The organism is Halomonas sp. AOP7-B1-5, from assembly GCF_052353045.1.
GTDB classification, from domain to species: domain Bacteria; phylum Pseudomonadota; class Gammaproteobacteria; order Pseudomonadales; family Halomonadaceae; genus Vreelandella; species Vreelandella colorata.
The window spans coordinates 42538-53344 of the sequence record NZ_JBQTDC010000031.1; the positions used below are offsets into that span (position 1 = coordinate 42538).

Genomic DNA, 10807 nt, shown 5'->3' on the forward strand with positions numbered 1-10807 from the left:
AACGGGCATAAAAAAGCGAGCAACCATTCTACCAGATGGTGCCCGCTTTGCCGGAGTTCGTTATACGTTTATGGCGTAACGCTTACTCGTCCGGATGGAACTCAAGCGATACGGAGTTGATGCAGTAGCGAAGCCCCGTAGATTCCGGCGGCCCGTCAGGAAACACGTGACCCAAATGAGCATCGCAGTGGGAACACACTACTTCCGTACGCACCATGCCGTGAGACGTATCGCTATGCTCTTCAACACGGTGGCTGCCAAGCGGCCTGTCGAAGCTTGGCCAGCCACAGCCAGCATCAAACTTGTGCTCGTTTTCAAACAGCGGCGCATGGCAGCAGACGCAGTGATAAATACCCTGAGCGTCGCGAACCTGATAATCGCCCGTAAAAGGGCGCTCGGTGCCTTTCTCACGTGCTACCCGGTACTGCTCGGGGGTCAGCTGTTCACGCCACTGCTCGGGGGATTTTTCAATTTTGGCCATTTAATGTCTCCTTTCCCTCTATTACTTGCAGGCTAGCGTACTCTTTTCAGTAAAGACAGATTTTGGTAAGACAGAACACATCAGTAAACACACAACCTCTGATGGTTAAGAGCAGGGTCTGCTGAGACAGCATAGCATCCACCTGAGTTCGGTGGGCTAAAGGACGTAACCGCCGGTTAATAGTAAAGGTAAGCACGGGGCTTAACAGAGCTTTGTGCACAGATAGAAAGCAGAGCGATATCAGAGTACTTGACAGAAACTCATGCTCTGAGTAATATACGCGCCACCTCGACGAGGCAATGAAACGTCCCATTCGTCTAGTGGTCTAGGACACCGCCCTTTCACGGCGGTAACAGGGGTTCGAACCCCCTATGGGACGCCAATTACATCGTTAGGGTATCGGAGTGCGGGAATAGCTCAGTGGTAGAGCATCGCCTTGCCAAGGCGAGGGTCGAGAGTTCGAATCTCTTTTCCCGCTCCAATTTGGTTGTGTGGTTAAGTAAGTGCAGGTCGAGAGCTGGTGCGCCAGTCCGATCGAATCTCTTTTCCCGCTCCAAAAAACGTCCCATTCGTCTAGTGGTCTAGGACACCGCCCTTTCACGGCGGTAACAGGGGTTCGAACCCCCTATGGGACGCCAATCCGATTACGAAAAATTGATTAAGCGGGAATAGCTCAGTGGTAGAGCATCGCCTTGCCAAGGCGAGGGTCGAGAGTTCGAATCTCTTTTCCCGCTCCAATCAAGCAAAATATTGATAAGTTAGATGTTTATACGTCCCATTCGTCTAGTGGCCTAGGACACCGCCCTTTCACGGCGGTAACAGGGGTTCGAACCCCCTATGGGACGCCATCTAGCAAGTGCATGTTTACGTTGCGGGAATAGCTCAGTGGTAGAGCATCGCCTTGCCAAGGCGAGGGTCGAGAGTTCGAATCTCTTTTCCCGCTCCATGTAAACACCTGCCCAGGTTTGATTTGTTGTACTTTCCCTCGCTGTAACCTTTCTATTGCATCATGTGTTTATTAGTGGCGCCCTTGAGCGTTATTTCGCATGTCTGCTACTTCGTTAAGCTTATTGCACTTTACTACGCTGGCTTGAAAAAAAAGCGCAATGCCCCGATATCATGGCTTTTCAAGCTCAAGCATTTTTATGCCCCTATTTTGCTGACAGGACATCTTTATGGCCGAACCGGCATTGTCTATCCGTGGCCTTACAAAGGTGTACGGCAACGGCTTTCAAGCGTTAAAAGGTATTGATCTCGACGTCCAACAGGGCGATTTTTTTGCCTTGTTGGGCCCCAACGGCGCGGGTAAATCCACCACCCTCGGCGTGGTGTGCTCACTGGTGCAGAAGTCGGAAGGCAAGGTGTCGATTTTTGGTATCGATATCGACAAGGACTTCGCCAAGGCCAAGTATCAGCTGGGTGTGGTTCCCCAGGAGTTCAACTTTAACCAGTTCGAGAAGGTGCTTGATATCGTGCTAGCCCAGGCGGGCTATTACGGCATGACCCGCCGTGAAGCGCTGCCGCGTGCCGAGCAGCTACTGCGTGACCTTGGCCTATGGGACAAGCGCAACGGCAACGCGCGCATGCTTTCCGGCGGTATGAAGCGTCGCCTGATGATTGCTCGGGCGCTGATGCACCGCCCCAAGCTATTAATTCTAGATGAGCCTACGGCAGGTGTGGATATCGAACTGCGCCGCAGCATGTGGGAATACATGCGCCGCATCAATCAGGATGAAGGCACCACGATTATTCTGACCACTCACTATCTGGAAGAAGCGGAAAGCCTGTGCCGCAATATCGCGATCATCAATCATGGCGAAATTGTCCGCAATACCAGCGTGCGCCAACTGCTCGCCGAGCTTAATACCGAAACCTTCCTGCTTGATTTAGCCGAGCCGGTTAGTTCGCCGCCTGTGATCGAAGGGTTTGAAATTACCCAGGTTGAGCCTTCGCAGCTGGCGCTGGTGATTCATCGCGGCCAGCAGTTGAACGATGTGTTTAAAGTGTTAAGCGAGCAGGGGATGCAGGTGGTTTCCATGCGCAACCGCGCCAACCGGCTGGAAGAGATGTTCGTATCAATGGTAGAGGCAGGCAACAACGCGATAGATAAGCGCGCCGAACTGGATAAGGAGGCGCAGGCATGAATGCAACGCAAACGTTCGTAGCGCTCTGGACACTGGTACTTAAAGAGATCAAGCGCTTTACGCGCATCTGGCCGCAAACGCTGCTGCCGCCGTCTATCACCATGGCGATGTACTTCATCATTTTCGGCAATCTGATTGGCTCGCGTATTGGGGATATGGACGGTTTCTCCTACATGGACTTTATCGTCCCCGGCCTGATCATGATGTCGGTGATCACCAACAGCTACTCTAACGTGGCCTCAAGCTTCTTCTCGAACAAGTTTCAGCGCTCGGTGGAAGAGCTGATGGTTTCGCCCATGCCGAACTGGGTGATTCTATCCGGGTTTATTTTAGGCGGCATGGCGCGTGGTTTGGGCGTCGGCCTGATCGTCACGCTGGTATCGCTATTCTTTACCCAACTGACGGTCGAGCATCCGTTATTAACCATACTGGTGGTGGTATTAACCTCGGCGCTGTTCTCGATTGGCGGCTTTATCAACGCGCTGCTGGCCAACAAGTTTGACGATATTTCTATCGTGCCGACGTTTATTCTGACCCCGCTGACCTACCTGGGCGGCGTGTTCTACTCCATTTCCATGCTGCCCAATTTCTGGCAGGGCGTGTCGATGTTGAACCCCATCCTGTACATGGTTAACGTCTTCCGTTACGGGTTCCTGGGCGTATCGGATATTCCGGTAGGCTGGGCGCTGGCGGCCATCTTTGGCTTTATCATTGTGCTATTTTTCGTCGCGCTAAGCATGCTGGAGCGTGGCAAAGGCATTCGCAGTTAAGCGTATTACCGTTATCAAGATACCGTTGATAAAGTTACCGTTTATAAAGAGAGCACTGCCCTATGGCACATCGCCCCGATACCTTAGAGCACGCGCCCCTGGGGCGCGATTCCGCCTACCCAGAGCAGTACGATGCCGAGCTACTGTTCCCCATTCCGCGCGCCGCCAACCGCGCGCCGCTAGGGATTGAAGAGGGCAAGCTGCCTTTCGTGGGTGAGGATGAATGGCACGCCTTTGAGGTTTCCTGGCTGAACGCCCGCGGCAAGCCCATCGTGGCCGTGGCGCGTTTTCGCCTGCCGGCGGATTCGCCGAGCCTGATCGAATCCAAATCCTGGAAGCTCTACCTCAACAGCTTTAACCAGACGCGTGTGGAAAGCCGCGAGGCAGTGGTCGAAACGTTGACGCGCGACTTGAGCGCGGCTGCCGGTGCCCCGGTAAGCGTTGAGCTACTCGGTGTGGAAGACGCCGAGCTTGCCCCTCAGCCGTTACCTGGCGACTGCCTGGATGAGCTGGACATCGAAGTAAGCGATTACACACCCAGCGCTGCCCATTTAGCGGTAAGCGATGAGGTGGTGGAAGAAACGTTGCACTCGCACCTGCTCAAATCCAACTGCCCGGTGACCGGTCAGCCCGACTGGGGCAGCGTGATGATTCGCTATAAAGGCCCGAAGCTTGATCGCGAAGGGGTGCTGCGCTACCTGATCGGCTATCGCCAGCATCAGGACTTTCACGAGCACTGTGTCGAGCATATCTTCACCGACCTGATGGCGTACGCCAAACCCACCGAGCTTTTGGTACTCGCGCGCTATGTGCGCCGGGGCGGGTTGGATATCAGCCCCTGGCGCGCCACGCCCGGCCTTGCGCCGCCAAGCCCCTTGCGTCTGGCAAGACAGTAAGCGACTGCGCTACAGTAGTGGCTAACTGATTGATAGGATGAAACCAAATGGATGGACTCACGCTTCTTCATAGCCGTAGCTCAATGGGCAAGTTGGTTGAGCCTGCGCCCACTGCCGAGCAGATGGACGCCATTTACCAGGCAGCCCTACGTGCCCCCGACCACAAAGAGCTACGCCCCTGGCGGTTTATTGAGTTCACCGGGGAAGGGCGTACGCGCCTGGGTGAGCTGTTTGCTGAAGCTGAGTTTCAGGAAGACCCCAGTGCCGACGACGACACGCTGAATTCAGCCCGTAAAAAGCCGCTGCGCGCGCCGATGATTATCGCCGTGATTGCCAAGGTAACGCCGGATCTTCCCAAAGTGCCCAAAATGGAGCAGGTGATTTCCGCAGGCTGTGCCGCCCACGGCATCTTGCTGGCGGCCCACGCACAGGAGCTGGGTGCCATGTGGCGTAGCGGCAAGTACGCCTTTGACCCCGTGGTACGCAAAGGGCTTTCTCTGGAAGAAGACGACGAAGTGGTCGCGTTTATCTACCTGGGCAACCTGGGCGGGCGCCATAAGCCGCTGGCCGAGCACAATGTGGCTGACTTTGTAGAGCGTTGGACATAGGGGGCAATAGCCATGCGACAGCCCGGTGTACCTCATCCACGTTTGCCACTTCCTGAAGGCCAGGAAGACTTGGCCGCCTTTCAGAAGTGGTTAAGTGAAGCAATCCCGATGGTAGGTGCCATGGGGATTGAAAGCATGTCGCTGCATAACCAGTCGCTTACCTGGCAGTTGGCCCTGATGCCCAACCTGAACGATAAAGGCACTGGCTTTGGTGGCGCGCTAAGTGCGCAAACCACGCTACAGGGCTGGTGTTGGGTAACGCTGTGGCTGCGTGGGCAGGGGCTCGCACGCGATGTAGTGGTTGCCGAGGCCACGCAGCGCTTCCTGGCCCCGGTAACCGGCGACTACCGCCTGATATGCACGCCAGAAGAGCCTGATGGCGTTGAGCAGCTAACTCAAAAGCTTGCCGAACGGGGCAAAGGGCGCATCGTGCTAACCCAGCAGCTCTACTGTGGCGATGCGCTCTGCCTGGAAGCCCACGGCAGCTACGCGGTGTTATCAAGCAGCGATGCTTAGCACTAATGAATAGCGGCAAGCCACTGATTCTGAAAAAGGCTTGCTATTTGGCCGTTTAAACCATAGTATATGCGCCGTTCTGTCGCGAAAGGCACAGCCTAAGTGATTGAACCAAAATGTGGAGAGGTGTCCGAGTGGTCGAAGGAGCACGCCTGGAAAGTGTGTAAGTCGTAAGGCTTCGAGGGTTCGAATCCCTCCCCCTCCGCCAGAATTAAAAAAGCCCCGTAAATCAATAGATTGCGGGGTTTTTTGTTTGCCAATTTCACTACTCAATTTCACCACTTTTTTCACTACTTTCCCTACCTGTAGCTTGAAGAGCTAAGTGCAGAAATGCACTTTGACCCAGTAGAATATCTGGCGTGTGAGCATCGGTGCTAAGCAAGGCCAAGAGCTACCCCCTAGGAAAGCTCTGACAATTACAGAATATCGAGCAGGGTTCTTTTAATACTGGAATTCCAGTAATTACGGGAATTCCCCGTGGTTAGCACAAGCATGGCCCTATAAGCTCCTACAGGCGCGATGGAGAGGCTTTAGGGTTTGGGGTATGGTAAGTAGTAGGTTGCCTGTAAGCAGCCTTAAATCAGCGTACAGGCGAGAAGGGTTAAGCTGTTCGACTTGCCAAGGGTTTACGCAGTGGCAGAGTGTGCCTCTTTCACTTCAGTCTGCACCGCATAAACAGTGCTGGTACTTGCTGGCGCTAGCTTGGCTACTTTCCTAACGCTGAAACCTGCTGCTAACAATTCTCGTATACGCTGGCGCTTTTCTTCATCCGCTGGGCGTCCCTTGTATTTACCCTCTTGCTTTGCCTTTACTATGCCTTGTTGCTGGCGCTCACGTCTCTGTTCGTAGTCCTTGCGGGCGATAGCAGCCATCATATCTAGCATCATTGAGTTGATTGCATCTAGCATGCGAGCAGTAAACTCATCTCCGCTGGTGTCCTTCATGCTTTGGTGGCTGGTGGGCAGGTCTACGGCGACCACACGCAGCCCTTTGGCATCAATCTCAGCACGTAGGCGCTTCCAGTCGTCACGCGGCAGACGTGACAAGCGGTCGATAGCTTCCACTAACAGTACATCTCCTGGCTGCGCGTCGTTCAGAAGGCGTCGCAATTCCAAGCGTTCAGCTTTGGCCCCTGAAGCGTTCTCCGTGTAGTAGTTGGCGATGCTGCTACCTTGGCCTTTAGCGAAAGCAGTCAGTTGCTCACGGGCACGGCTGGCATCTTGATCTTCTGTACTGGCGCGTAGGTAGGCACGAATAAACATCAGTTAGGCTCGCTTTGTGGTGAGGTGTATCGGTTTGGGTTGAGTTCGTTAAGTGTATCGGTTTGAGTTAATTTCCGATAATAACGATACGCTATAAGCCGCTCACTTTTTATATCGGTTGAGGTATACCCTATTCGATACACCTTTGACACCATGCACTATCAGCGTATGCACCCTTGGGGTGGGGCTTGGCAATCCTGCTAGGCATTCTTAGGTAGATTCTAGTAAAGTGACTAAGGCAGGGCATTGAAGCTACTACTTACGCTAATCGAGGGAAGACAACCATGAAAACCAAACTAGCTATTGCAGCCTTGATCCTAGCATCATCCACTAACGCATTAGCTTCATCCCCAGACTACAATCCAGAAAACAACCTTGAGGTGTGTACTCGCATCGAAGGGCTGGCTAAGGAGGCATTAGACCTACGTATTCAGGGAGGAACCTACACGCAATTAGTCTCCACATTCCGCCCCTACCAGGCTTTATTGCTTGAGGCATTTGACTATCCTTTGAATCAGAGTCGATCTAGTGAAGAGCTAATTAACGCCTTTGGTGAGAATATGTATCGTACCTGTATCACTGGTGGTATGGTGTTTATGAATGGTCAACGTCTAGTGATTCTGCTTTGATCTCCGATTTCGGAGATTTTGAGGGTGGCACCATTTCTAATTTTGAACTGATTGCAACCTTGCCTGATTGCACTCATGTAGGGGTATGGCCTCAGCTATGCTCCTGAGAGCTCCTGAGAGCTTCTGTAGGCGTGCTAGAGGCGTTTTAAGGGGCTAGGGTAGGCTACCCTACTGGGAGGTGCTAGAGCGTCTAATTTTAAGGGTTTTCTAGGCGCTATTGTAGAGAAGAGGAGGGCTTAACACTTAGCACAAACAAAAAGAGCCAGAACCCCGTATAAACGAGGCTCTAGCTCTGCTGAGTGACTGAGGGGGCATTTTAGCCACTCTCTTAGTTGATCATTATTTGATCAATAATGGTGGGGAGTCTTCCCTTGCGCTGTTGCCTTAATCTGGGATGTTCAGGGGTGTGTAGGTGGCTGCTGCTTGCTGTTTGAACTTCTCTATCAGCTTCTCTCGCTCTGCTTCTTGCTTAGCACGTTGCTTCTCCTCTTCTGCTTCAAGGAGCTGCTGTAGTAGGAGAGACTGGTAGTGTTGGTGTTCTGCTTCCAGTTCTTCAACATAGCGTTGCTTAGTTTCTTTCTTTACTGCTTCAAGGTCTTCAGTTAGTAGATGCTCTGGTTTGATGAGGGCAATAACATAAGGGCTAAAGTTGAGATCCATCAAAGGTAGTTGAGTCTCTAATCTGTACCCTTCTAAGATAAGCCTCTCAAACTCTTCTAGAAGAGGCTTGTGGAGACTGTGGCGGATAAGGTGCTTACTCTGGGGGGATTGTTCATAGTGGGTTACTGCAGCCTCAATCTTGGCATCTAGCTCTTCTTGGTTAAACTGGCGGGGTGTGCCTTTGATTGTAGTTTTCTCTTTTGCTTTAGACATGTTTAGTTCTCCTGTTATGGATAGTTGGTTTGCTCTTTGTGGGCGCTCTTAAAGGCGGGAAAAACACTCTCGCTTTCAGCTCGGCAATAGTCACTACGCTTTGCTACGTTCCTATTGCTACTGCAACCTAGTTTTAAAAAAGGCTGTGCAAACCCTTCATACCCTTCATAAACGCTCTGGGAGCCACGGATCGTGGGGGGTAGAGGCTATGAGGGCTTGCATAAATAGCCTTCATAGTGGTTTCATAGCCTTCATAGTCAGAGTGAGGTTTTCGGTAGAGATGCCTCTAACTGCTTTGGTGGAGTGGCTTTACTGAACCCCTCTTCAAGTCCTTTTGGCGTTATGTAGTACTTCTGGGATGATCCTCTTTTGTCTTTGCAACCTGATTTAAGTAAGGTGCTTGCGATAGCTACATCTGATACCGACCGATCAAAGTTGCCAGCAATCTTGCCCTTCACCCACTGAAGAGTAAGAACGGGGTGCTCTTCGATGATGGGAAGTAGTAGCTCTTCTAACCTGTCTTCAGTAGAAAAGCCCATCATCTCCTTTTTGCTGTCTGTAGATGGAGGGGCATCTGTTGCCCTAAAATTGCTCAGGTTGACTTGCTGTAGGTAGTCCCTTACTAGCTGAAAGCCACCATCTAACAGCCAGGGCTTCAATTTGTCATTTATGAAGGCTGAGGTTTCCGTTTGGCTTTCTTTGTGGCTTATGAACTCAGGAACCCAGAACCTTCTGTCTCCTTTCTCTAGTATCAGTGGTACGTGGCTATTGCTGGTTACGATGAAGTTAATGTAGTTGTCTATGGTGATGGTCGACTTGTGCTTCCGTTTAAGCGGTATTGTGGAATTGCCTTGGAAAGACTTTAAAGCGTCTGTGGTAGACTTCTTGCTCTTATACACTTCATCAATCAATAGCAGAGTTTTACCCTGAACTATGTCGTTGAAGTCTCCTACGACGTCCTTCAGCCCACACACTGCTACACTCTGCTTTCCTATCAAGTTAGATAAAAGTGTTTCGACAAGAAAGCCTTTCCCGACTCCATGATCACTTTTTAAAACAGGGGTGGCAATTATCCTTTGTTCTGGCTTTCTTACCGCGTGGGCTAACCACCACCCAAAATACTTGCGCTCCATATCGTTTGGGAACCATCTTTCCAGAAACTCTAAAAACAAAGATACTTGAGAGCGGTCTACTTTATTGCCGGAAGGCTTTAAAGCAGGAGGCTGCCAAAGGTTTAGGGTTCCGTCTGACACTCTGGGGCCATTTGGTAAGAAGACTTCTCCGTATACCCAATCTAGGCATTTAAGTAGGTATCGGGGTTCTGGTGAAGGGTTGTTGCTGTGTTTGGAGTAGTAGTCGCAAAGAATATCAAGGTCAGCCTGTTCACTGTTGGTAACAACATCTTTGATGCGAGGAAAGGAGTTGCCAGAAGAAAGGCGAATAAAGCGACTCTTTACGGCTTCAATTGCTTGTAAGTTAAATTGTTTTGGGATCTGGTGTGCAGTTTTGGTCATTGTTTACCTCGATTAAATGGGCATGGGAGTTTGTCTTCATATCAGCAAAAGTCTTAGAGATGATTACGTTTATGGTGTGGTTGGTGCTGGTAAAGCCGTAGAGATCCATTAGCTCTAGCAGCTCTTTGGAGGCGCGTTCGCTCAAGTGGGTTCGCATTCGCATAGTGCAAGCTCCTGATAGTAGCCAATAGATTCCTTAACCGACTTCAGGCTATCTAGGAGCTGGTTAAGGGGGTGAGGGTTAAAGGGGTGTGGCAAGCCATCAGCAATTCTTTGCTTGATAAAGTTTTGGTATTGGCGGTCGGTCATGGCTGGATGCTCTGATTGGCGAAGGCGTCTAACTCTTACTTGGCAAGTTGAAGAGCAGAATACCTTGTCAATACGCTTGCCTGTGATTGGCTTCCCGCAGCAGATACAGAGTGATTTGTAGTGTTTAGGCAATAGTTATCCTCCAATGGTGTTTGGTGATTTGAGTTATGAGCTTGGGGATAGCAGACACAAAAAAAAAAGGAGGCTCCGTGGGCCTCCTCCAAAGTGCTGCTTTTTGAGGGTACAGTGTGGAGTGTCCGTGACAACACTTTTTTCCCACCTAGTCATTTCATCTTACCATGGAATAATGCCAAATGTCAAGCATTTTCAGACAAAAAAGTCAAGTTTTTTTTCTCAATATTTCTGGAGGCCGCATTCTGCCTAGGGTTTTGGCTTTAACAGGTAATTCTTGGGAGTGACTGAAGTGAAGCAAGGCGGGGATTCCTGCCGCACTAATTATGCGGATTCGCACATTTACCCTGTCGAGTCTAAGCGGGGCCGTAATGGAGGAACCTACGTCGTCAAGGATCTTGTGTGGGCGTGTTAGAGGCGTTTAATAGGTGAGGGTAGGCTACCCTGCTGGGTAAGGGCTAGGTCGGCTCACAGACGCTTACAGATGCCTTCTAGGGCATTCTTGAAGTTAACCAGGGTGGGTGAAGTTGTAGTGAAGTAGCTCAATGGCTTCCCGCTTCTGTTCCATTGAAGCGCCAGCACTGTAGACATCGAACGTTATTGAACCAGTCTCATGTCCAACGATTGCAGGGATAACTAGCGCTGGCGCTCCTTTATGTTGCATTTGGGTTAC

General features: G+C 51.2%; 10 protein-coding genes and 7 tRNA genes. 13 read left to right on the forward strand and 4 right to left on the reverse strand.

The features are described 5' to 3' along the window. Positions 1-82: 82 nt before the first annotated feature. The gene (gene msrB / locus ACT3XD_RS14660) at positions 83-481 is read right to left on the reverse strand and encodes a peptide-methionine (R)-S-oxide reductase MsrB (protein ID WP_192538935.1); all 399 of its coding nucleotides are present in this window, start codon (positions 479-481) and stop codon (positions 83-85) included. 306 nt (positions 482-787) lie between these two features. Here msrB and ACT3XD_RS14665 point away from each other — a divergent pair. From ACT3XD_RS14665 to ACT3XD_RS14720, 12 genes are all read left to right on the forward strand, one after another. Beyond that, positions 788-863: transfer RNA gene (locus ACT3XD_RS14665), tRNA-Glu, on the forward strand. 24 nt (positions 864-887) lie between these two features. Then, positions 888-962: transfer RNA gene (locus ACT3XD_RS14670), tRNA-Gly, on the forward strand. Between the two features lie 81 nt (positions 963-1043). Continuing rightward, positions 1044-1119, forward strand: a tRNA-Glu gene (locus ACT3XD_RS14675). A gap of 24 nt (positions 1120-1143) precedes the next feature. Then, a tRNA-Gly gene (locus tag ACT3XD_RS14680) sits at positions 1144-1218 on the forward strand. Positions 1219-1253: 35 nt separating this feature from the next. After that, a tRNA-Glu gene (locus ACT3XD_RS14685) sits at positions 1254-1329 on the forward strand. Between the two features lie 23 nt (positions 1330-1352). After that, positions 1353-1427: transfer RNA gene (locus ACT3XD_RS14690), tRNA-Gly, on the forward strand. Between the two features lie 229 nt (positions 1428-1656). Continuing rightward, a complete protein-coding gene (locus ACT3XD_RS14695; protein WP_192539787.1) occupies positions 1657-2625 on the forward strand; it encodes an ABC transporter ATP-binding protein in 969 nt (322 codons plus the stop codon). Further along, a complete protein-coding gene (locus tag ACT3XD_RS14700) occupies positions 2622-3395 on the forward strand; it encodes an ABC transporter permease (protein WP_192539786.1) in 774 nt (257 codons plus the stop codon). The genes ACT3XD_RS14695 and ACT3XD_RS14700 overlap by 4 nt, the downstream gene beginning before the upstream one ends. A 62-nt stretch (positions 3396-3457) precedes the next feature. Further along, positions 3458-4291 (forward strand): NADPH-dependent 7-cyano-7-deazaguanine reductase QueF, encoded by an 834-nt coding sequence (gene queF / locus ACT3XD_RS14705; RefSeq protein WP_192539785.1) that lies wholly within the window; start codon positions 3458-3460, stop codon positions 4289-4291. A gap of 47 nt (positions 4292-4338) precedes the next feature. Beyond that, positions 4339-4899: a nitroreductase family protein gene (locus ACT3XD_RS14710; protein WP_192539784.1), complete on the forward strand. Its 561-nt coding sequence runs from the start codon at positions 4339-4341 to the stop codon at positions 4897-4899. Between the two features lie 12 nt (positions 4900-4911). Further along, positions 4912-5415, forward strand: coding sequence for a YiiD C-terminal domain-containing protein (locus tag ACT3XD_RS14715; protein ID WP_192539783.1), 504 nt, complete (start codon positions 4912-4914; stop codon positions 5413-5415). Between the two features lie 120 nt (positions 5416-5535). Beyond that, positions 5536-5623: transfer RNA gene (locus ACT3XD_RS14720), tRNA-Ser, on the forward strand. Positions 5624-6041: 418 nt separating this feature from the next. On the opposite strand, the gene ACT3XD_RS14725 is transcribed toward ACT3XD_RS14720, so the two are convergent. Further along, positions 6042-6677, reverse strand: coding sequence for a recombinase family protein (locus tag ACT3XD_RS14725; protein WP_192539782.1), 636 nt, complete (start codon positions 6675-6677; stop codon positions 6042-6044). 284 nt (positions 6678-6961) lie between these two features. Here ACT3XD_RS14725 and ACT3XD_RS14730 point away from each other — a divergent pair, with 284 nt between their 5' ends. After that, the gene (locus ACT3XD_RS14730) at positions 6962-7306 is read left to right on the forward strand and encodes a hypothetical protein (protein ID WP_192539781.1); all 345 of its coding nucleotides are present in this window, start codon (positions 6962-6964) and stop codon (positions 7304-7306) included. Positions 7307-7690: 384 nt separating this feature from the next. On the opposite strand, the gene ACT3XD_RS14735 is transcribed toward ACT3XD_RS14730, so the two are convergent. Next, entirely contained in the window at positions 7691-8179 is a 489-nt protein-coding gene (locus ACT3XD_RS14735; protein ID WP_192539780.1) for a hypothetical protein, read from the reverse strand. 257 nt (positions 8180-8436) lie between these two features. Further along, positions 8437-9693 carry a primase-helicase family protein gene (locus ACT3XD_RS14740; protein ID WP_225736356.1) on the reverse strand — a complete coding sequence of 419 codons (1257 nt, stop codon included), beginning with the start codon at positions 9691-9693 and terminating at the stop codon, positions 8437-8439. Positions 9694-10807: the final 1114 nt, after the last annotated feature.